General features: G+C 52.3%; 20 protein-coding genes. 10 read left to right on the top strand and 10 right to left on the bottom strand.

Features of this window, described 5'->3' with window-relative positions:
* Nucleotides 1-7: 7 nt before the first annotated feature.
* From KHA84_RS14075 to KHA84_RS14055, 5 genes are all read right to left on the bottom strand, one after another.
* Nucleotides 8-1,489, bottom strand: a complete 1,482-nt coding sequence (locus KHA84_RS14075) for a Na+/H+ antiporter subunit D (protein ID WP_213424152.1) — start codon at nt 1,487-1,489, stop codon at nt 8-10.
* Entirely contained in the window at nt 1,482-1,823 is a 342-nt protein-coding gene (locus KHA84_RS14070) for a Na(+)/H(+) antiporter subunit C (RefSeq protein ID WP_213424204.1), read from the bottom strand. The genes KHA84_RS14075 and KHA84_RS14070 overlap by 8 nt, the downstream gene beginning before the upstream one ends.
* A 1-nt stretch (nt 1,824) precedes the next feature.
* Entirely contained in the window at nt 1,825-2,247 is a 423-nt protein-coding gene (locus KHA84_RS14065) for a Na(+)/H(+) antiporter subunit B (protein WP_008301139.1), read from the bottom strand.
* A complete protein-coding gene (locus KHA84_RS14060; protein WP_236823302.1) occupies nt 2,234-4,651 on the bottom strand; it encodes a Na+/H+ antiporter subunit A in 2,418 nt (805 codons plus the stop codon). Before KHA84_RS14060 ends, KHA84_RS14065 begins: the two co-directional genes overlap by 14 nt.
* A 411-nt stretch (nt 4,652-5,062) precedes the next feature.
* The gene (locus tag KHA84_RS14055) at nt 5,063-6,295 is read right to left on the bottom strand and encodes an MFS transporter (RefSeq protein ID WP_213424151.1); all 1,233 of its coding nucleotides are present in this window, start codon (nt 6,293-6,295) and stop codon (nt 5,063-5,065) included.
* Between the two features lie 166 nt (nt 6,296-6,461).
* On the opposite strand from KHA84_RS14055, the gene KHA84_RS14050 reads away from it, so the two are divergent.
* The 3 genes from KHA84_RS14050 (at nt 6,462) to KHA84_RS14040 (ending at nt 7,684) form a co-directional block, all read left to right on the top strand.
* A complete protein-coding gene (locus tag KHA84_RS14050) occupies nt 6,462-7,052 on the top strand; it encodes a peptidylprolyl isomerase (RefSeq protein ID WP_213424150.1) in 591 nt (196 codons plus the stop codon).
* Nucleotides 7,053-7,090: 38 nt separating this feature from the next.
* Nucleotides 7,091-7,303: a hypothetical protein gene (locus tag KHA84_RS14045; protein WP_213424149.1), complete on the top strand. Its 213-nt coding sequence runs from the start codon at nt 7,091-7,093 to the stop codon at nt 7,301-7,303.
* Nucleotides 7,304-7,423: 120 nt separating this feature from the next.
* Complete coding sequence (locus KHA84_RS14040) at nt 7,424-7,684, top strand: DUF1871 family protein (RefSeq protein ID WP_213424148.1); 261 nt, start codon at nt 7,424-7,426, stop codon at nt 7,682-7,684.
* 41 nt (nt 7,685-7,725) lie between these two features.
* Here the strand turns inward: KHA84_RS14040 and KHA84_RS14035 are convergent, their stop codons facing one another.
* Nucleotides 7,726-9,054 (bottom strand): sodium-dependent transporter, encoded by a 1,329-nt coding sequence (locus KHA84_RS14035; protein ID WP_213424147.1) that lies wholly within the window; start codon nt 9,052-9,054, stop codon nt 7,726-7,728.
* A gap of 149 nt (nt 9,055-9,203) precedes the next feature.
* On the opposite strand from KHA84_RS14035, the gene KHA84_RS14030 reads away from it, so the two are divergent.
* Both KHA84_RS14030 and yugI read left to right on the top strand, forming a co-directional pair.
* Complete coding sequence (locus KHA84_RS14030) at nt 9,204-11,288, top strand: hypothetical protein (protein ID WP_213424146.1); 2,085 nt, start codon at nt 9,204-9,206, stop codon at nt 11,286-11,288.
* A 95-nt stretch (nt 11,289-11,383) separates the two neighbouring features.
* Nucleotides 11,384-11,755: a S1 domain-containing post-transcriptional regulator GSP13 gene (gene yugI, locus KHA84_RS14025; RefSeq protein WP_213424145.1), complete on the top strand. Its 372-nt coding sequence runs from the start codon at nt 11,384-11,386 to the stop codon at nt 11,753-11,755.
* An 82-nt stretch (nt 11,756-11,837) separates the two neighbouring features.
* Here yugI and KHA84_RS14020 read toward each other — a convergent pair whose 3' ends face one another.
* The gene (locus KHA84_RS14020; RefSeq protein WP_213424144.1) at nt 11,838-13,151 is read right to left on the bottom strand and encodes a sigma 54-interacting transcriptional regulator; all 1,314 of its coding nucleotides are present in this window, start codon (nt 13,149-13,151) and stop codon (nt 11,838-11,840) included.
* A 142-nt stretch (nt 13,152-13,293) separates the two neighbouring features.
* Here KHA84_RS14020 and pruA point away from each other — a divergent pair, with 142 nt between their 5' ends.
* The 3 genes from pruA (at nt 13,294) to KHA84_RS14005 (ending at nt 17,466) form a co-directional block, all read left to right on the top strand.
* Nucleotides 13,294-14,838, top strand: coding sequence for an L-glutamate gamma-semialdehyde dehydrogenase (pruA, locus tag KHA84_RS14015; protein WP_213424143.1), 1,545 nt, complete (start codon nt 13,294-13,296; stop codon nt 14,836-14,838).
* 86 nt (nt 14,839-14,924) lie between these two features.
* Nucleotides 14,925-16,118 carry an ornithine--oxo-acid transaminase gene (locus tag KHA84_RS14010; RefSeq protein WP_272875314.1) on the top strand — a complete coding sequence of 398 codons (1,194 nt, stop codon included), beginning with the start codon at nt 14,925-14,927 and terminating at the stop codon, nt 16,116-16,118.
* Between the two features lie 103 nt (nt 16,119-16,221).
* Complete coding sequence (locus tag KHA84_RS14005) at nt 16,222-17,466, top strand: Glu/Leu/Phe/Val family dehydrogenase (protein ID WP_213424141.1); 1,245 nt, start codon at nt 16,222-16,224, stop codon at nt 17,464-17,466.
* Between the two features lie 44 nt (nt 17,467-17,510).
* Here the strand turns inward: KHA84_RS14005 and KHA84_RS14000 are convergent, their stop codons facing one another.
* Nucleotides 17,511-17,783, bottom strand: a complete 273-nt coding sequence (locus tag KHA84_RS14000) for a DUF378 domain-containing protein (protein ID WP_213424140.1) — start codon at nt 17,781-17,783, stop codon at nt 17,511-17,513.
* Between the two features lie 124 nt (nt 17,784-17,907).
* Between KHA84_RS14000 and KHA84_RS13995 the strand changes: the two genes are divergently transcribed.
* Complete coding sequence (locus tag KHA84_RS13995; protein WP_213424139.1) at nt 17,908-19,077, top strand: iron-containing alcohol dehydrogenase; 1,170 nt, start codon at nt 17,908-17,910, stop codon at nt 19,075-19,077.
* A gap of 43 nt (nt 19,078-19,120) precedes the next feature.
* Here KHA84_RS13995 and KHA84_RS13990 read toward each other — a convergent pair whose 3' ends face one another.
* Both KHA84_RS13990 and KHA84_RS13985 read right to left on the bottom strand, forming a co-directional pair.
* On the bottom strand, nt 19,121-20,122 hold the full coding sequence (locus tag KHA84_RS13990; protein WP_213424138.1) for a cation diffusion facilitator family transporter: 1,002 nt from the start codon (nt 20,120-20,122) through the stop codon (nt 19,121-19,123).
* A 13-nt stretch (nt 20,123-20,135) separates the two neighbouring features.
* Nucleotides 20,136-20,864, bottom strand: a complete 729-nt coding sequence (locus KHA84_RS13985; RefSeq protein WP_213424137.1) for an MgtC/SapB family protein — start codon at nt 20,862-20,864, stop codon at nt 20,136-20,138.
* 129 nt (nt 20,865-20,993) lie between these two features.
* On the opposite strand from KHA84_RS13985, the gene KHA84_RS13980 reads away from it, so the two are divergent.
* Complete coding sequence (locus tag KHA84_RS13980) at nt 20,994-21,896, top strand: DMT family transporter (RefSeq protein ID WP_213424202.1); 903 nt, start codon at nt 20,994-20,996, stop codon at nt 21,894-21,896.
* Nucleotides 21,897-22,139: the final 243 nt, after the last annotated feature.

The following is a 22,139-nucleotide window of genomic DNA, read 5'->3' as shown; positions in this document are numbered from 1 at the left end:
GATCCATCTACTCCTTTAACACCGCATCGATGTAGATCGATGGCTGGTGGAGGATTTCCGCGGCATCGAACATGACCGGGCGCAGCCATTCCGTTCCGACGCCATAGAAGACAGTCAGAGCAGTGATCATAGCGGCAGGGACGAACAGTCCGCGGTAGATCTGTTTGCTCGTTGCTTTGACCGGCTTCGGTTCGCCCCAGAATGCATGGATGAAGATCCGGATGACCGACAGCAGGACGATCAGACTTGAGGCGAGTATGATGATTCCGCCCCAGAGGTTGTCCGCCTCAAATGCGCCCTGAACAATCAGTAGCTTTCCGAAGAAGCCGCTGAGCGGAGGAATCCCTGCCAGCCCAAAAGCGGCGATCAGCCAGGTCCAGGCCAGCGCAGGGTAGGTTTTCATCAGCCCGCCCATTTCCCTGAGATTGGATGTTCCGGTGACGGCGATGATCACTCCGATCAGCATGAACAGCCCGGCTTTGATGAACATGTCGTGGATGAGATAGAAGACCGCGCCTTCCAGCCCCGCCATGTTCATTTGGGCGACACCGAACAGGATGACACCGACAGCGATGATAATGTTGTAGATGACAATCTGTTTCAGGTCAAAGTACGCAAGTGCACCGATACATCCAGCCACAATGGTGAGGATCGACAGGATCATGAGCATCTCATGGGTGAAGCCCGGATCATGCGGGAACAGAAGAGTCACGGTCCGCATGATGGCATAGACACCGACTTTGGTCAGGAGCGCTCCAAAAAGAGCTAGCACCGGTACCGGCGGGGCTGCATAGGAACTTGGCAGCCAGAAGTACAGCGGGAAAATCGCGCCCTTCAGTCCGAAGACCAGGATCAGCATGACGGCGATGACCGTCAGGATGCCCGATTGTCCGATATCAGTGATTTTCGCGGCGATGTCCGCCATGTTGAGTGTTCCGGTGACGGAGTACAGCATTGCGACCGTCGTCACGAAGAAAGCGGATGAGACGATGTTGACGAGTATGTATTTGATCGATTCCCGGAGCTGGCGCTTTTCGCCCCCCAGGACAATCAGGACATAGGACGCCATGAGCAGGACTTCGAAAAAGACGAACAGGTTGAAGATATCACCCGTCGTGAAAGCCCCGTTCACACCGGTGAGCATGAACATCATCGCCGGGTAGTAAAAATGTTTTTCTCGCCCTTCACCGATGGACCTGAAGCTGTAGAACACGATCGCCAGAGTGATCAGGTTCGAAGTCAGGACAAGAGCCGCGGAGAGTGGGTCAGATACCATCGTAATGCCAAACGGGGCAGGCCAGCTGCCGAGCGTCACGGCCTGGACACCGTCCCGCATGACCGTAATCAGGAGAAAGATCGATGCGATCACTGATGCAATCATCCCTACGGCCGTCACCGCACGCTGTGCGGACACGCGTTTTGGGAAGAACATAAGAATCATGGCTGTCAGGAACGGGATCAGGACCGGAAATAACAGGAGGTTAATCATGTTCGTCATTTCCTTTCAGTAGAGTCATATTGTCCGTCTCAAGTTCCTGATAGGCACGATAGGCCATAACCAGAAACACGGCTGTCACCCCGAAACTGATGACGATCGCAGTCAGGATCAGAGCCTGCGGCAGCGGATCGACAAAATCCGTCACGCCGTCCGCCAGTACGGGAGGAGCGGACCCTGAGAAACCGCCCATCGTCAGGATGAGAAGGTGGGCGCCGTGGCTCAGCAGCCCCGTCCCGATCACGACCCTGATGAGGCTCCGGGAGAGGATCAGGTAGACGGCTGCCATAAATAAAAATCCGATGATGACCGACATGAGAATTTCCATTTTAGTCATCACTTCCAATCGAAAGAATAATGTTCATCGTCGCGCCGACGACGACCAGGTAGACACCCAGGTCAAACAGCATCGCCGAATGCAGGGAAGTCTCGCCGAAAAGCGGCAGGTTAAAGTAATCATAGGCGTGTGTGAAGAATGGGACATTAAAAAGAATTGATGCAGCAGCTGTTCCGAGTGCGAGCAGCAGTCCGATCGCGATAATCACCGTATAGTTGAACGGCAATGCCTTCCTGACAGTCCGGATATCGAAAGCCAGCAGCAGAAGGACAATGGCCGAAGCAGTCAGCAGTCCGCCGACAAATCCTCCGCCGGGTGTATAGTGCCCCGCAAAGAAAATGTGGATCGCGAAAAGGAAGATGATGAAAAACACGACTTTAGTGGTTGTCTGTATGATGACATCACTGCTTTTCATGCTGATCCCCCTTTCTGGTCAGACGGAGCTTGATCATGCCCAGGATTCCGATTGCGGCTATGGACAGCACGGCGATTTCAAACAGGGTATCAAAGCCCCGGTAATCAACGAGAATTACGTTGACGATATTGCCGCCGCCGGCTTCTGAATAGACAGTGTCTTTATAGAACTGGGAAATGGAAGGCAGGGCCTTTTGCGAAGCCGCAGACATGGCAAGCAAAGCCATCATGAGGCCGACTCCGGCCGCGATGATCGCATTGCCGACACGGAATTTCCGCTTTTCGTCATGGCGGCTCATTTTCGGCAAGTGGTAGAACGCCAGCAGATAAAGTGCGACCGATACCGTCTCGATGACAAGCTGTGTCAGGGCAAGATCGGGCGCCTTGAAGATGACGAACAGGAGAGCGACCACGTAGCCTGCAGCTCCCAGGGCCAAGATCGCGGTCAGCCGCTTCCTGGCGATCAGTGTGGTCACCACTGAAGCGACCAGTACTGCGAGCAGTCCGATTTCGACAGGCCCGATCGGCGCTGTCCCTTCGAACGAGATGGCAAAGGCATCCTTGACGATCATCGATCCGAGAACAATGATTACGATCCCGGCGAACATGTAAATCAGATAACTCCTGATCAGTCCGTTCATATAGGATCGGGACAGCCGGTTCATGCCGCCTTCCGCCAGGACCATCGACGAATCATACAGCTTGTTCAGCGTCAGATGTTCGGGGAATGCCCGGTAAAGTCCCTGCCACTTCGGAAGAAGCCAGTAAAGGACCAGGCCGGCGATGACAATGCCGATCGTCATCATCAATTCCGGCGTGACATGTCCATGCCATGCAGCGACATGGACATCGACATCTGCCGGAGAGCCGTACATGAATGGCTGCACGGCAACAACCGCAGGTTTGACGATCCAGTCCCCGATCATGTTCGGAATAAAGAAGATTGCTACGACGATCAGGCCCAGCACTGCAGGGGAAACGAGCATTCCTGGCGGTGCCTCATGAGCCGCCTTTGGCAGATGATCCGGCTTGTGCTTTCCTGTGAACGTACGGAATACAAAATAGAAACTGTAAATGAACGTGAATACGCTCGCAATCCAGGCTGCAACCAGCAGCACGGTTCCCCATGAAGCCGGCGTGAACAGGTCGAGTTCGCCGAGGCTGAGCATTCCAGTCAGGAACATCTCCTTACTGAGGAATCCGCCAAAAGGAGGAAGGCCCGCCATGGACAGTGAACCGATCAGTGCGAGAGTGAACGTTACCGGCATCAGAGCCATGAGTCCGCCGAGTTTTCGGATGTCACGAGTACCGGTCTCATGATCGATAATGCCGGCGACCATGAACAGGCTGCCCTTGAATGCGGCATGGTTCACGAGATGGAAAATCGCGGCGAATCCGGCATACTTGAACATGGTCTCTGTTGCCCCTTCTACATGGAATGCAGCTGCGGCTGCGCCGAGAAGGGACATGATCAGCCCTAGCTGGCTGACAGTCGAGAAGGCCAAAATCCCTTTGAGGTCCGTTTGCTTAACGGCAAAGAAGGATCCCCAGAACAGGGTGAGCACACCAATCGAGGTGACCAGCCACACCCAGATCTCGGATGCAGCAAAAATCGGTGTAAAGCGCGCAACCAGATAAAGTCCCGCTTTGACCATGGTTGCGGAGTGGAGATACGCACTGACCGGAGTAGGCGCTTCCATTGCGTCCGGCAGCCAGATGTAAAACGGGAACTGGGCAGATTTGGTGAACGCCCCCAGAAGGACAAGTACCAGCGCCCAGATGAAAAGAGAATGTTCTGCCAATTCAGGGGCCATTGAGATGAGTTCCCGGACGGAGAACGTCCCTCCCATGATGTAGAGAAGAATGAAGCCCCCGAGCATCATGAGGCCGCCGAATACGGTGATCATCATCGACTTAAGCGCACCAAAACGGGAACGGTCCCGCGTGTACCAATAACCGATAAGCAGGAATGACGAAATCGAAGTCAGTTCCCAGAAACCGTAGAGGGCGATCATATTGTCTGACTGTACGACACCGAGCATCGCTGTCATGAACATAAGCAGGTAAACATAGAAATTGCCAAGCCGCTCTTTCGTCTTATCGAGATAAAAAATCGAATAGAGGACGACCAGGGACCCGATCCCTGTAATAAGGAGGGAGAAGAGAAGGCTGAGGCCGTCTATGTAGGAAGTGAGTGAAATACCGTATGACGGAATCCATGACAGTTCCCCGATGTGGACACCGCCATCTTTCACTTGGGGCAGGAAGCCCAGATAATAAACAAACAGCAAAACCGGCACGGCGAGCACAAACCATCCGGTATGAATTCCGCGCAACCGGCGGGCCAACAGAGGGACCAAGAGAGCAGCCGCGACCGGTGCGAATAACAGCAGCACGGATATCAAGAAGGATCCTCCTTTCAAATATGGGTTTCCGGCATAAAAAGGTTTCCGGTGGATAGGTAACAGGACTAATTATAACTCAATCGTAAAGCGGTTGCATTGAAGAAACTGGTATACACCAATCATTTTATCAGAGCATCCTGAAGATCTTCCTATTTAAAAAAGGCTTGAAAAATCCACGGTGAAAACTTTTTGAACATCGTGGAACAAATAGGGGCTGTCCGAAAAGTCGGATTCAGCACATGATATAGCAAACGGCACGGACGCCGGGAGACACCTGCGGGAAAAGCCGGGCTGTCGAGACCCGCTTTACGCGGGGCTCGGCGCCGGTCCGCGGTAAGCGACCAGAGTCCGTGCCGTTTGCTGTTTTTATCATATTAATGACTTATTGGACAGCCCCTTTAAGGGAAGTTTTTAGTGCGAATGCAACATCTCCTGACGTTCCAGCACATCTTCGAAATCTTCCGAAGGACGCTTGCGCGTGAAGTACAGGGAGACGAGAGCGATCAGGAAAAGGGCGGCTGTCACATAGAACACGGAGGAAATACCGATAAAACCGCTCACGATTCCCCCGAACATCGGGCCGACGATGTTTCCGAAAAAGCGGAAACTGGTATTATAACCGAGCACCTCGCCCTGAATATCCACAGGTGCTTCCCGCCGGATCAGAGCGGTGGTGACCGGGATAAGACCGCCGACCGCAATTCCGAACAGAAGGCGCAGGACGATCAGCTGCGAAAGGTTCGTGACAAGCGCCTGCGGAACCATGAACACGAACGTCAAGAGCAACAGCACGGACAGCACCCGCTCATAACCGTAATTATCCCCGAGCTGCCCCCATTTCCTCGCGAAAAGCAGATTGCCGACGCCAGCTGCGCTGAATGTAAGGCCTGCCAGAAAGGCGACTTGACTGGCCTCTGTCAGTTCTGCGACATAGAGGGAGAGAAGAGGCTGGATGCTGAAGTTTCCGATTTGGATCAGCGCCGTGATAATCATGACATTGAGCATCAGCCTGTGGTTGAGGATGGAGCGGACGATGGTGTTCCGGGAATAGACGTGGTCGCGATCCTTTTTTTCTTTTTTCTGTTCTTTGATCCCGAATGCCACGATGAGTGCAGAAATGAAGATCGCGGCGGAAGAGATGATGAAGGCCAGTTCAAACCCGAACGAATCCGCCAGCAGGCCTCCGAGAGCTGGACCGAAAAGTGTGCCGGATACGCTGCCCATCTGAAGGGTGCCGAGCGTCTTTCCGGCTTGGCCCTTCGCGGTCTGTGAACTGATGAAGGCGAGGGAAGTCGGAATGAAACCTGTCACGATGCCCATCGCCAAACGGAGAAAGAGGAACGTGTACACGTCATCAACGAACCCCATCATGAACATAAACGCCGAAATCCCGAAGGCATTGATCATCAGAATCGGCTTAAAACCGTATTTATCGCCGATCCGCCCCCAAATCGGCGACATGATAAATGCCGACACGAAGGTCGCGCCAAAGATCAGTCCCGCCCATTTCTGTACATAGGCGTCGGAGTGTTCGCCGAACGTTTCGATGTAAAGGGAGAGGAACGGCATGATCATCGTCATCGTGCCCGCGACCAGGAAGTTGGTCACCAGAATGATGATAAAGTTTCGTTTTTGTATTGACATCTACCGAACATCCTTTTTATACCTTAGTATGCCCATTATAAAGCATTTCGTAACCCGAAAAAAGTGTCATGACTTATTCATCGTTTTCCTTCCGGACAGTATGTTACACTTATGGAGATACTGAACCTCCTGTGCTGACCGGCACTTGGAGAAAAGGAGAGATTCGATGTTTCCTCAGCTGGTGAACGAAGCTGCAGAAAATGAAGCACTTGCGATCATTCATACAAACCATGGCCCGCTCAAGGTAAAGCTGTTCCCGGAACAGGCACCGAAGACGGTCGAGAACTTCCTCACACATGCCGAGAATGGTTATTACGACGGCATCATCTTCCACCGTATTATCCCGGATTTCATGATCCAGGGCGGAGACCCGACCGGAACGGGAATGGGCGGAGAAAGCATCTACGGTTCCACTTTTGAAGATGAATTTTCGCCGGAGCTGTTTAACCTCCGCGGAGCACTGTCGATGGCCAATGCGGGCCCTGGCACGAACGGCAGCCAGTTCTTTATTGTCCAGGCAAAGCGTGTCCCTTCCCAGATGCTCAGCCAGCTTGAAGGGGCGGGTTTCCCAAAAGAGATCATCGAAGCCTATGCAGAAAAAGGCGGCACGCCTTGGCTTGACCAGCGCCATACCGTTTTCGGACAGGTGGTCGAAGGCCTTGAGGTTGTCGATGCCATTGCGGACGTTGAGACTGGCGCACAGGACAAGCCGGTTGAGGATGTCGTTATCGAGTCCATCGAAATTCTGAAAAAGTAACCCCGAACCCGGAATCCACATCAAGGAAGTGAATCATCATGGAAGCGGTTCTACTCATGCCGTTCCTCTATTTTCCGGAAGACAAGACCCTTTACATCCCGGCAGTTGCGGCATTGCTCGTCTGCTTGTTCCTTTGCTACCTGGCTTTCCGATGGATCAGAAAAAAGTCAGCTGAACAGGAAGAAGCGACACGTGAACTCGAGCAACGCATCTTGGCCGAACGGAATGCCAAACAGCCGCCCTCCCAGTGAGGCCGGCTGTTTTTGTGTTTGCCGTTTGTTCGGCTCAGCGGATTTCTCCCTTTCTTTTTTCTATGGCTGTGCTATTATAGCTAATAACGAGTCAGAGAACTGAAAAAAAGGTGAGTACTGTTGGAGACCATCGAAATCAATCATTTTGCGGCGGATCTTCTCGATCGTTGGGACCCGTTCAATCACGGGCCGGGTGCATATGAGACCGAGATAGCCGAAGTGATCACAGCTCTTCATGACGCCGTCCATCCGTCTGAACTGGCGGAACGGATCCGCCTGATCTATGAGCAATCCTATGAACTTTGGATCCCTCACGAGGCCTGCATGGACATTTCCTATAAGCTGATTGCCCTCAAATACGGGGCAGGATGTCCGCTATAAATAAAAAACCGCCAAATCGGCGGTTTTTTTAATGCAAACAGTTATCCCCATATGGTCGAGATAAAAATCAATGCTATGGCCAGCGGGCAGATATAGCGGACCAGAAAGCGCCAGGCAGATGCCTGGAAACCCGATCCGCCCAGTTCTTCCTCGGTGATCTGACGGGACAAGTAGTAACCAGCGAACAGGGCGATGAGGAATGCGCCGATCGGCATGCCGAACTTGGAGACAATTGTGTCTGCCAGATCAAAGAACGTCAGGCCGAATACCTTTGTGTCTGACAGGATACCGAAGGAAAGTGCGCTTGGAATACCGACTAGAAAGACAATCAGTCCGTAAAGGAAGGCGGCTCCCTTGCGCCGTTCGTACTTATTGCGGATTCCGATCGAAACGGTGATTTCAAGCATTGCGATACTGGACGTAAGTGTCGCGAACAGCATCAGGATGAAGAAAAGAAGCATGAACAGGAAGCCGAACGGCATCGATTCGAAGATGGCCGGCAGGATGACGAAGACCAGTCCGGGGCCTTCTGCAGGCGATGCACCAAAAGCGAAGACGGCGGGGAAGATGACCAGGCCTGCCAGGATGGAGATGACGATGTTGAGGAGCGTCACACTCCAGCCTGACTTCACCAGATTTTCATCTTTCGGCAAATAGGAGGCATAGGTGATCATGCTGCCGATCCCGACGCTCAGCGAGAAGAACGCTTGTCCGAGCGCCAGAAGGGCCGTCTCGCCGTTTAAATAAGACAAGTCCGGCACGAACATGAAACGGATGCCTTCCATTGCACCGTCCAGAGTAAGAGAGCGAACCGCCAGGATGATAAAGAAGATAAACAGCATCGGCATCATCCACTTGCTGGCACGCTCGATTCCCCCTTTGATTCCGCGCGACACGATCCAGATGGTCAGGAACATAAAGACCGCCTGTGCGAGGAGTGCCTCTCCCGGCCGGGCGATAATCGATTCAAACAGCGCCCCGAAGTCCTGAGGGGCTCCTCCTCCAAATAGATAAGCTGCTGAACGGACCAGGTACGAGAGGATCCAGCCGCCGACCACACTGTAAAAGGACAGCACGATGATGGAAAGGACAAAGCCGAGGAAGCCGAAAATCGGCCAGGCTGTACCGGGTGCAAGCCGGCGGAATGCGGTGACTACGTCAGCTTGTCCGCGCCGGCCGATCAGAAATTCTCCTATAAGAATCGGAAGGCCAATCAAAATGGTGCTAAGAATGAATAGCATGATGAATATGCTGCCACCATTCGTGCCGGCCATATACGGAAACTTCCAGATGGCGCCGAGCCCGATGGCACTGCCGGCCGCCGCCAGGATGAATCCGATTTTAGAAGTCCAATTTTCTCGATTTGACATATATAGATGATCCCTCCGAAAACTGATTCCCTCATTGTACAACATGTTGCCCAAAAAAGAAGTCCATCCTTATCATTAATTAAAAATGAAATAGGAATATTAGTTGAATTTGGTATTATAAAGGAAGAGAAAAGAAAAGGGTGTGTAAAATGGGGGGAGAAGAAAAAAGTCCCAAGGCGCTAGCGGGGGAGACAGATCTGCCGGATGTGCTCGAGGAAAGTGTCCGGCGATTTCTTCATCAGACAGGGGCCCCGTTTGAGAAGATCGGGGAAATCGCGGAGAGGGCAATCCGGGAGGCACTGGCAGGGCAGAGAGATGAAGCGGACCCTACGATACTTCTGTTCCGAATTGCCGCGGGAATGATTGAAGGAGATCCAGGAGGGGAACAGCGGGTTCATCTTTTTCGATTTGAAGAAGATGAACTTCTGCACCAGCAGATCCTCGGGCTTCCCAGCAGGGTCAGATTGCCGTTTGTCCTAATGAATCTGCATGATTTCAATCCTGAAGAGGCAGGTTTAATATGCAGGATGACCGTCAACGAGACGTTAAAAGCGGCGGAAAAGGGATCCAGAATGCTCGCGGAAGCCGCCCCGAACCGTGATCTTGCACGCCAGCTTGGCCTGATCCGGAGAGCATACAGCCGGATACAATATCCTAAACCCGTTTCCGAACAGCCGGAGACGTCCGACTTGGGCAAGCAAGTCACGGACGGACCTCAGGGAAAACGTTTGTGGACGGCAGGGGCCGGGCTTCTCGCGGCAGTCGGACTCCTGATTGCCGCGGCATTCATCTTCCCATCCTGGACTGCGCCGGCTGATACTGCATATATCAAGAAGCTTGAACTGCAGTTTGATGAAGAGAAAGCACGGTTTCAGGAAAAGGTTGGCGCTACGGATATGGAGATGCAAGGTTTTTTTACAATCGATGAAGCGCAATATGAGTTTAAATCACTAATCTCCGAGTTTAAACGCGATATTGAGGACGGGAATGCACCGAAGAAAAAAGAGGTGGAGCTGGCTGTCGGTGAACAGATGAGTGTGTTCGGCCTGCCGTCTGAGATGATTACAGATCTCCGGGACCGGCCGCTCACCGATGATAAAGCCGGAAGCCGGACGTTTCTGCAAAGATTCAGAAACCGGAAACATGAACTGACGATGATTTTTGCCACTCGCTTCATGGAGCATCAGGATATTCTTAAAGATGCTGTGAAGGAAGACAAATTTGATGCCGAAACGTTTTTCGGCAATGCCGGGGGTTATCCCAAAACGCTCCGCCACGCTGTCCGACTAATGGAAAAGGAAGGGTTCGGGCTGTCCGGCGGGGTCTGGGTAACAGATGACCAAGTCTATCCGTTGCCGGGGAAAATACCGAAATTGGGGGAGGACTCTCAAAAGCTGGAAGAGTCTGTGGCCAGATTGGCGGTGCTTGAAGAAACCTTGGAACCTGCGCTGTATTCCTTGGAACTTTCCCCTGAAACAATTGCCGAAGCGCTGGCCGGCCTGGAACAGTTGGCCGCCGACCGGGACGCCGGCGATCAATGGACACTGCCCGAAGAGCTCGCTGTAAATTATTTTAGAGAGTTCGTTTTCGGAGGAAGCACTGGCCGGGTCTTCGGAGACGATGGAACAGTCGTGCCAAAACGAAGGGCCATCTGGAGACAGATCGCCTTAAATGCCGGAACCCCATCAGGAAAGTTGATGGACCCGGTAGTTCGTGAGATGGAACAAACAGGATGGAAACGGTCGGCTTCCTATAATGTCCTGACGCCGGAGGAGTACCAATACGCTCTGATGAGCGCCCGAGATGGGGTGGAGCGTGAACCCGAACATGAAGTTTTTCAAAGCGCATTTTTGCCGGATTCAGAATACATGGTTCGGGCAGAAACCTTATACCGGGATCTGTCAGAAGGGGGGGATCGCTCTCTTCTTGAAGGGGAACCGCAGGTGATGATTGTACTGGTAGCGCTTCTAGCCGCCGACCGTCAAGACGAGCCAATGATGGCCATGCTTTCTGCAGAAGGAAACCCTGATGCCGTGGCAATGCTGGCGGAAAAAGGGACTACACGCGTTTTGGAAGGCGGCTCCGTAGACTACCAGAATTCCGCAATTGAGCACCATGAAACCGGAATACGTGCACCTGTCTATGTTTACTTCGGGCCTACAAACGAGCATAAAATCTGGTTGACATACACTCCTGACGGCCTCTGGCTTATAGACCATCAAGACACCCAATGATCCGGACCCCTTTTTGCCGTAAGCCCTTTCGTATGGTATAATTTACAATGGCCAAATGGCAGATTCGTAAATCAAATCGATTGGGAGCGGTTTTTATGGCAAGCGACTATAAAACAGGAGATGTGGTGACCGGGAAGGTTGCCGGCATCCAGCCATACGGGGCATTTATCGCCCTGGACAAGGAAACACAAGGCCTTGTTCACATTTCGGAAATCACTTACGGTTATGTAAAGGACGTCAATGATTTTCTGACGGTCGGGGATGAAGTGAAAGTCAAAGTGTTGGATGTCGATAAGGATGCAGGAAAAATCAGCCTTTCGCTCCGTGCGCTTCAGGAGCGCCCGCAGACACGCCGGGAAGACCGCCCGAGAAAATCCCTGCAGGACCGTATTGACGAACGTGAACCGGACGGGTTCAATACGCTCCGCGATAAACTTCAGGATTGGATCCGGCAGTCCGGACAATAAAAAATAAAGCAAGGAAGCCTGACCGGCAGAAGCCGGAGGATTCCTTGCTTTTTTTAATTCCGGAAGTAGCACGAATTTGCCCTTACTGGCCGTTCCGGATTTTCTTCAGATGGTATTGGAGATTTTGGCGGCTCATGCCGAGTGCCTGCGCCGCTTTCGTGACATTTCCTTCGAATACATTCATTACTTTGGACAGATAATACTCTTCAGCTTCGCGCAAATAAGTGTCCAGTGGCATAAACTCCTGCCCTTCACTCAACACAAAATCTTGGGGCCGCTTGGCAGGGGAGAATTCCTCCTGCACCTTCAGCTTGAAATGATGGGGCAGCAGATCTTGGGTAATCTCGGTTTCCGTCGTCAGGAGTGAAGTGATTTCTTCAAGAAGCAGTTCGACTTCCTTCAGGTTACCTGGCCATGTATAAGAATCGAATGTTTCCCGGACCGCAGGCGAAAGGCCCTTTACCGCCGAACCGAAACGCTGTCGGTGACGCTCCAGAAATTCATCGATGAACGGCCACAGGTCATCCATCCGTTTTCTGAGCGGAGGGATATAGATTGTGATGGATGAAAAGAAATAGTAAAGGCCTTTCAGAAGGGAGCCATTCGCGATCAGATCAAATGCATCTCCTCCGATGCTCGCGATGTATTGTCTGGAATCCTCCCCGAGCGCTTCGAGTTCCCTTAGCAGTTCTTCCTGCAGTTTTAGGGGCATCAGGTCAAGCCGGTCGCAAAAGACGGTGCAGGTCTCTTCCTTGCTGATGGCTTTCATCGTCCGGTGTATGTCGGCCGAGTCCAAACCGGGGCAGAAGAGGGTATAGTACGGACTCCCTGCATGCGACGAACCATTATGCATCGCACCTGCAAGAAGGTCCTTACCGGTGCCTGTTTCCCCGGCCAATAAAACAGGAAGCTGCGCATCGGCCGCTTTTTTGGCTGTGGCGATCACGGATTTCATCGCGTCGCTTTCAGCCGTGATGGAAGCGAACGTAATAGTTTCATCGTACGTCCGGAGCGGCTGATGGACGAATTTCTCCAGTGCGGTCACGTCGCGTGCCAGTTCGACTGCACCGATCATCCCCTCCGGTCCGAAAACGGGATACGTGTCATTCACGGTGGTGATTTCCTGCCCGTTCCGGTTCCAGTAGGTCTGTTTAACATTCCGGACGGGCTCCCCGCTCCGGATGACTTTCATGAGCGTGCTCTCTTCCTGGCCGAAGCGGAACATATCCAGCACACTCCGGTCTGTCAGTTCGTCCAGGTCAAGTCCTTCGATCTGTTTCATTTTCTCATTGTAGATGACGGTCCTTCCATTCATATCGACGGCGTGGATGCCTAGCGCTGCATGCTCCACGGCGAATTTGTAGAAGGGCCAAAGCGTGTCATTTTGGGTAGCCATGGTCCACCTCAAATTAGTTTTTTGCGTTTTTCAGAGATTAAGACTTGAAATTCGCAATGATCTTTTGCATTATTATAAGTGTGAAACGAAATGAGAGCAAATTTTTTTAGCATCTCGAACATCAAATGGAGGAGGAGTTCAATTGATTCCTTACAAACACGAGCCACTCACAGACTTTTCGAACGAAGAGAACCGGCATGCATATGAGCAAGGGTTCAGCGTAGTCAAGGAGTACCTGGGTCAGGATATTCCGCTTGTTATCGGGGGCGAACGCATCTACACCGACGATAAAATGGAAAACTTCAACCCTTCCAACCGTGAAGAACTCATTGGATATGTATCGAAAGCGACACAGGAACACGCCGAAAAGGCGATGGAGGTCGCACAGGAAACATTCAAGACTTGGCGCAAGGTTAAGCCTGAGGTCCGAGCAGATATCCTTTTCCGTGCAGCAGCAATTGCACGCCGCCGCAAGTTCGAACTTTCCGCACTTCTGTCCAAGGAAGCGGGCAAGCCTTGGCCGGAAGCGGATGCTGACGTGGCTGAAGGAATCGACTTCCTCGAATACTACGGCCGCCAGATGATTGCCATGAAAGACGGCGTACCTGTTGCACAGCGTCCTGGTGAAGACAACCGCTTCAGCTACATCCCGCTTGGAGTCGGCGTCGTCATCTCACCTTGGAACTTCGCATTTGCTATCATGGCCGGCACAGCGGTTGCTGCTGCAGTTACAGGGAACACGGTTCTCCTCAAGCCTGCATCAAACACATCCGTCATTGCCTATAAATTTGTCGAGCTTATGGAACAGGCAGGCCTCCCTGCAGGCGTCATCAACTTTGTTCCTGGATCCAGCCGTGATATAGGGGACTACCTCGTCGATCACCCGAAAACACGCTTCATCAGCTTTACAGGCTCCCGTGATGTTGGCGTTCGCATCTTCGAGCGCGCGGCGAAAGTCCAGGAAGGCCAGATTTGGCTCAAGCGCGTCATTGCTGAGATGGGCGGCAAGGACACAATCGTCGTTGACAATGATGCAGACCTCGAATTGGCGGCGCAGTCGATCGTCAAATCCGCATTCGGCTTCAGCGGACAGAAGTGCTCGGCGTGCTCGCGCGCAGTCATCGTGGAAGACGTCTATGACCAAGTGCTTGACCGCGTGACGGAGCTGACAAAAGAACTCACTGTCGGCGACCCGGAAGACTACGACAACTTCATGGGGCCGGTCATCGACAAAGCCTCCTATGACAAGATTCTCGAATATGTAGAGATCGGCAAGCAAGAAGGCCGTCTTGTTCTCGGCGGAACTGGTGACGACTCCAAGGGGTACTTTGTTAATCCGACAATCTTCGCAGATGTCGATCCGGAAGCACGCATCATGAAGGAAGAAATCTTCGGGCCTGTTGTTGCGTTTGCAAAGGCGAAAGACTTCGACGAAGCGATCGATATTGCGAACAACACGGACTACGGCCTCACGGGAGCGGTCATCTCCAATAACCGTTTCCACCTCGAAAAAGCGCGTGAAGATTTCCATGTAGGAAACCTTTACTTCAACCGCGGCTGCACGGCTGCAGTTGTCGGCTACCAGCCATTCGGCGGATTCAATATGTCCGGAACCGACTCCAAAGCCGGCGGACCTGACTATCTGGCGCTGCACATGCAGGCAAAGACCGTTTCGGAAATGCACTGATACCCTAATAAAACTGATTTTGTTTAATGATTCAAGGCGGACCGCTCATCATGAGTCCGCCTTTTACATGAGGGAGGATGAGAAGGATGACAAAAACACAGCAGATTATCGAACAGACGGACAAGTATGGTGCGAAAAACTATAACCCGCTGCCGATCGTCATTTCAGAAGCAAAAGGGGTATGGGTAAAGGATCCTGAAGGAAATGAATATATGGATATGCTTTCCGCTTATTCCGCGGTAAACCAGGGTCACCGCCACCCGAAAATCATCCAGGCGCTGAAGGATCAGGCAGACAAAGTGACGCTGACGTCACGTGCGTTCCATAATGATCAGCTGGCTCCTTGGTATGAAAAAGTCAGCAGCCTCACCGGAAAAGGCATGGTCCTGCCGATGAACACGGGGGCGGAAGCAGTGGAAACTGCTTTCAAGGCGGCTCGCCGCTGGGCTTACGATGTGAAAGGCGTCCAACAAGGCAAGGCGGAAATCATCGTCTGCAACGGCAACTTCCATGGCCGTACGATGACTGCTGTATCGATGTCATCCGACCCTGAATATCAGCGCGGTTTCGGTCCGATGCTGCCGGGCATCGTCCATATTGATTATGGCGATCTCGAAGCTCTGAAAAACGCTGTAAACGAAAATACCGCTGCTATTATCCTCGAGCCGATCCAGGGCGAGGCAGGCATTATCATTCCGCGGGAAGGGTTCTTGAAAGAAGCTCGCGAATTCTGCCGGGAAAACAATGTTCTCTTTATCGCGGACGAAATCCAGGCCGGTCTTGCACGAACAGGCAAAATGTTCGCATGCGAGTGGGAAGGTGTCGACCCTGATATGTATATCCTCGGAAAGGCACTTGGGGGCGGTGTATTCCCGATTTCCTGTGTAGCGGCCGACAAGGATGTCCTCGGTGTGTTTAATCCGGGCTCCCATGGCTCGACATTCGGCGGGAACCCGATGGCCTGCGCGGTTTCGATCGCATCCATCGAGGTGCTTGAAGAAGAGAATCTTGCGGATAAAGCGCTCGAACTCGGTGAATACTTTATGGCCGAACTGCGCAAAATCGACAACACGGACATCAAGGAAGTCCGCGGACGCGGACTCTTTATCGGAGTCGAGCTTCATACCGAAGCCCGTCCATACTGCGAGAAGCTGAAAGAACTCGGTCTGCTTTGCAAGGAAACGCATGATACGGTCATCCGTTTTGCTCCGCCGCTCGTCATTTCCAAAGATGAGCTTGACTGGGCACTCGGCAAAATCCGTGAAGTATTTGCGGCTTAATCTGTTATGTAAGAACTGTGAACTTGAGTCGACATTGAACCGTTGATTTATGTTACAATGTTGCCGAGCATCCTAATATGATTTAAAGAGGCGAATCAATACCATGAGCGAGAACACAAATCTTGTTACCTCAACACAAAAAGTAATACATGAAGCGCTGGATAAATTGGGCTATGATGAGGGCATGTACGAGCTGCTGAAAGAGCCGATCCGCATGACCGAAGTCCGGATCCCGATCCGCATGGACGACGGAAAAGTCAAGGTCTTTACGGGTTACCGCGCACAGCATAACGATGCGGTCGGACCGACAAAAGGCGGCGTACGATTCCACCCGGGCGTGACGGCTGATGAAGTACGTGCGCTGTCGATGTGGATGACGATGAAGGCCGGTATCGTTGACCTGCCGTATGGCGGAGGAAAGGGCGGCATCATCTGTGATCCACGTGAAATGTCCATGGGCGAACTCGAGCGCCTGAGCCGCGGATATGTCCGCGCGCTCAGCCAGATCATGGGGCCTGCAAAGGATATCCCTGCACCGGACGTCATGACTAACGCACAGATCATGGCATGGATGATGGATGAGTACAGCCGGATTGACGAGTTTAACTCCCCGGGCTTCATCACGGGCAAGCCGATCGTACTTGGCGGTTCGCAGGGGCGTGACCGTGCAACTGCAGAAGGCGTCATCATCTCGATCCGTGAAGCGGCGAAGCGTGTCGGCATCGAAGTCGAAGGCGCACGTGTCATCATTCAAGGCTTCGGCAATGCCGGAAGCTACCTGTCCAAGTTCCTCCACGATGCCGGCGCGAAAGTGATCGCGATTTCAGATGCGTACGGAGCGCTTCATAACCCGGACGGCCTGGATATCGATTACCTTCTGGACCGCCGTGACAGCTTCGGTACGGTGACCACTCTGTTTGAAGACACGATTACGAACGACGAGATGTTCAAGCTCGACTGCGACATTCTTGTTCCGGCTGCGCTGGAGAACCAGCTTCATGAAGGCAATGCTCACGACATCAAGGCTAAAATCGTCGTTGAAGCGGCCAACGGGGCTTCCACTTCCGAAGCTACGAAGATCATGACGGAACGCGGCATCTTCCTCGTACCGGACGTTCTTGCAAGCGCCGGCGGTGTCACGGTCTCCTACTTCGAATGGGTCCAGAACAACCAGGGCTACTACTGGACTGAGGAAGAGATCCATGAGAAGCTTTACCAGAAGATGACCGAGGCATTTGAAAATGTCTATAACACAGCCAAATCCCGCAACATCGATATGCGTCTCGCTGCATACATGGTCGGCATCCGCAGAACCGCAGAAGCTGCCCGTTTCCGCGGCTGGGCGTGAGGTAACAAGGCAGGACCGTCCCCGAATCGGGGACGGTCCTTTTTTCATTTCTCTTCCATCATTCCTGCCGGCGGACGCGTCTGCCATTCATACTCGTCCTTCTCAATCCTCTGGTGCCGCTCCGGCTCATCCCTGAACAGGTAGCTGAGGCTCACAAGTCCTGCAAGCGCGATGATTCCATAAATCAGCCGTGCAATCAGGGTATCCCTGCCGCCTGCCAGATCGGCGACAACATCAAATCCCATCAGCGCTTGCAGCCCCCAGTTGAGGGCTCCAATGATGGTGAGGGCAAGAGCGATTTTACGGAAAGCTTCCATAATGAGGCCACCTCCTCATTTCGTAGGATGGCCGTACGGAACCAATTTTATGCGCCGGATAGATGGCGGAATAATGGAAAACATCGGCTTCTCGTGCGAAAATATAACCTGAGGAGGCGAAGAGATGAACTCATTCACATTTCAAAACCCGACAAAGCTGATTTTCGGGGAAGGCCAGATCGAAACACTGAAAAATGAATTGCCACAGTACGGAAAGAAAGTACTGCTCGTCTACGGTGGAGGCAGCATCAAGCGCAATGGGGTCTACGATGATGTGATGCGAGTGCTTGGAGAGATTGGTGCCGAGGTCCACGAGTTGCCGGGTGTCGAACCGAATCCCCGCGTGACAACAGCTGCAAAAGGTGCTGCCATTTGTAAAGAGCAGGGGATTGACATTGTACTTGCAGTGGGTGGAGGTTCGGTGATCGACTGCTCCAAACTGATTGCTAGCGCCGCAAAATATGACGGTGATGCATGGGATCTTGTCACACGAAAGGCCATCGCCAAAGAGGCGTTGCCGATCGGCGTCGTCCTCACGCTTGCTGCAACAGGATCCGAGATGAACGCAGGCTCGGTCATCACGAATGAAGAGACACAGGAAAAGTACGGCTGGGGCGGGCCGCTGAACTTCCCGAAGTTCTCCATCTTGGATCCTGCCTATACGAAAAGTGTGCCAGAAGACCAGACTGTCTACGGAATCGTGGATATGATGTCCCACATCTTCGAACAGTACTTCAATAATGCGATCAATACGCCCGTACAGGATGAAATGTGCGAAGGGGTTTTGAGAGCGATCATCCGCACGGCACCGGAACTGATGGAGGTTCCGGAGAACACCGAACTCCGTGGCACCATCATGTTCGCTGGGACAATTGCGCTCAACAAGTTCCTTGAAATGGGCTACAGGGGAGATTGGGGAACGCATAACATCGAGCATGCGGTTTCTGCCATCTACGACATTCCTCATGCAGGCGGACTGGCAATCCTCTTCCCTGAATGGATGAAATACAATATCCGCAAGGGAACCCGGCCTGAGCGTTTTGCCCAGCTGGCGGTCAATGTGTTCGGCGTCGATCCGGAGGGGAAGACAACAGAGGAAACTGCGCTTGAAGGTGTTGACCGGCTCCGCAGTTTTTGGACGTCCATCGGTGCGCCGGAGCGTCTTGCCGACTATGATATCGATGACAAAAACATTAGCCTGATGGCTGAGAAATCTTATTCAGGCACCCCGGTTGGCCAATTTGCTGCACTTGAAAAAAATGAAGTTGAAACCATCCTGATTAACAGCCTGTAATTAAAAAGAGATGCCGGGTCCATGGACCCGGCATCTCTTTTGTTTAATGCAGTTTTTTTAGATCTTCCGGTTTCGGATGAACCCCCAGGCCGCCACGTTTCCAAGTTTTAATTCCGTCATCCTCATCAAACGAGATGGTGACATCTGCAACATTTCTCTGGCTTGCGATCAGATCGAGGAGTCGGTCACGGATGTCATCCACCTTGTCAAAAGAGAGTGTCTTGTCGATTTCAGCAACGATTTCAACGTGAAGCGATTCGCCTTCCTTGATCACTTCGACTTTCTGAAGGTCCCGAATATCTTTATCTTCTGCCAGAAGATAGGCAATGTGGTTCAACATCTCTTCGTCAGTTTCTCCAATTGCGCCGCGGGCGTTTTCCAGGAAGATGATGCCGACCACATAAAACATCATGGCTCCGATCAAGACGGAGGCGACACCTTCTGTCCAGTTGAGTCCGAAGAGCTTTGCCAGTACAACTGCAATGAGGGCAAGAAGACCTCCAGCGGTTGCAACAGTATCTTCCATGAAAACCAGCTTAGTTGCGGGTCGGGCATACTTCAGGTTAGCAAAGCTGGATGTGACCGGGGCAAGCGGACCGCCCTTGATGCCGGCATCATGCAGGATTTCCTTGCCTGCCTTATACAGAACAAAGAATTCAAGTAGTGTGGCGACCAGGAGAATGGTGAAGCTGATCCAGAAACCGGTGGATTCTCCCGGGTGGAAGATATGGTGCCAACCTTCTTTGACCGTCTCATAGGCCATGATACCGACGATGACAACGGCAAACAGGCAAACCAGGTTAACGATCCTGCCGAATCCATTAGGGAAGCGCGGAGTCGGTGCCTTCTTTGAAAGCGCTGAGCCGACGTAGACAAAGTACTGGTTGGCCGCATCGCCGAATGAGTGCATCGTTTCGGCAAAGAGCGCCACATTACCCGTGAAAAGGAAGCCTGCGCCTTTCATTAGGGCGATAAAGGTATTGACGACGGCTGCGAGAAGGGAAGGCTTATTCCCCTGCTTCAGAAGTTTCCAAAATTCTTTCATTGTGCACCTCCGGTTATTGTGTTGCGGTCAGTTCTGCGGTCTGGATATAATCCAGTTCATGCAGCCAGCCATAAATTTCGGATGAGTTCACTTTCGGCTGCACGGACAGTCTCAGCTCCACTTCGTGGGAGTTCTCTGGGAATCCTTCATCATTCAGCATCTTCATCCGGACATTTTCCGGATCAGCGCTGTGTTCACGCAGACAGCGGATCAGCTGTTCGATGTTTTCCATCCCGGTAATGGTCGTGACGAGCGTATACTCTTTGACCCGCAGTCTTTTCGGTCCCACGATATTCATGAGTGGAGGGAGGAACTCTACTCCGATCATGACAATGGCGACGGCCACGGCCGCTTCGATGTAGAAACCTGCCCCTACAGCAATCCCGATGCCGGCGGCTCCCCAGATCATTGCTGCGGTTGTCAGCCCGGTGATATTGTCGTTATCCCGCTTAAGGATGACGCCTGCACCGAGAAAACCGATACCGCTGACGATTTGAGCAGCAAGCCGCAGCGGGTCCATCGTAATATTAATATCATCGCGTGCGGGTGTGGAGTAGGCGGTCTCGATCGAAATGATGGTCAGGAGGCAGCTGAACGTCGCGATGACGACGCTGGTTTTGAGTCCGACCGGCTTTCGCTTTAGTTCCCGCTCAATGCCGATGACCAGGCTGAGCAGCCCCGAAAAGCCCAGTTTAAAGAGGACACCGGTCCCGAGCGGAGGTGAACCGAGCAAGTAATCCATATGATTCCCCCTTTTCCGTCAGCTATGGGCAGACGGAGCCAATTCTGTTAGGCTATAATCTGTATTCACTTCCTGGGCAACGGTGAAACGCCGGAAGAGACATTATATATAAGAGAGAAGATGCAAAAAGTGGACAAACCATCAATCCATCCTTACATACCGATCATGATCGGCGTCATTACCTTGGCTTTCTCGGCCATTTTTGTGAAGTTGGTCTCTGCGGATGCGGGCGTGACTGCCTTTTACCGGATGCTATTTTCAGTTCTTGTTATGGCGCCGGCCTTTCTGCTTAAATATAGGCATGAAGTAAAGCTTATTTCGAGAAGAGACTGGATTTTTTCAGTGATTGCAGGTGTTTTTTTGGCGTTTCATTTTATTCTATGGTTTGAATCGCTGAATTACACATCGGTGGCAAGCTCAACGGTCCTGGTAACACTCCAGCCGATTTTTGCTTTTGCGGGTACCTATTTTTTCTTTAAAGAGAAGCTTACAGCCAAGACCATTTTGTCTGGACTGATTGCCATTGGGGGGAGTGTCCTTATCAGCTGGGGGGATTTCCGGCTTGGAGGGGAAGCTTTTTTTGGTGATATGCTGGCGTTGGCTGCCTGCGCTCTCATCACCGGGTATCTGTTGTTCGGCCAGGACGTCAGGCAGAGGATTTCCCTCATTACCTATACATTCATCGTTTACAGCGTGAGTACCGCAGCGATTTTCTTCTATGTGATTGCCGTAGGGGAGCAGTTCGGTCCTTACCCGGCAACGGACTGGTTTTGGTTCGCGATGCTCGCTATCCTGCCTAACTTGTTCGGCCATACTTTATTTAATTGGTCGCTCCGCTATGTAAGCACGAATGTCATTTCGATTGCCATCCTGTTTGAGCCGGTAGGAGCGGCCGTGCTGGCGTACTACATCTTCAACGAGGTCCTGATTACGACGCAGATCGTGGGCGGACTCATCGTATTGGCCGGGATCACATTGTTTGTATTGGACGGGCGGAAAATCAGAAAACTCTTTCTTGGGAAAAGGGCTTGATTTCCGCCGGCCCTATCATGTATAGTTATTCTTGTCCTTAAGGGGCAGGCCAAGTGGCTAAAAAAACTTCTTGACACTCAGTAAACAGAGTGTTATGATAGAAAAGTCGCCAACAGCCGAGAGGTAAAAACGGCGGGCGCAATGAACCTTGAAAACTGAACAGCAAAACGCTGATGAAATGAGTTCCAGATCCCCGACCCCGTCGGGTGAGAACGGAACAAATGATATCGGACATATCACTTG

Source organism: Bhargavaea massiliensis (genome assembly GCF_018390575.1).
In the GTDB taxonomy this organism is placed as follows: Bacteria; Bacillota; Bacilli; order Bacillales_A; family Planococcaceae; genus Bhargavaea; species Bhargavaea massiliensis.
Note: the sequence above shows the minus strand (reverse complement) of the source record. Positions and strands in the feature narration are given on the sequence as shown.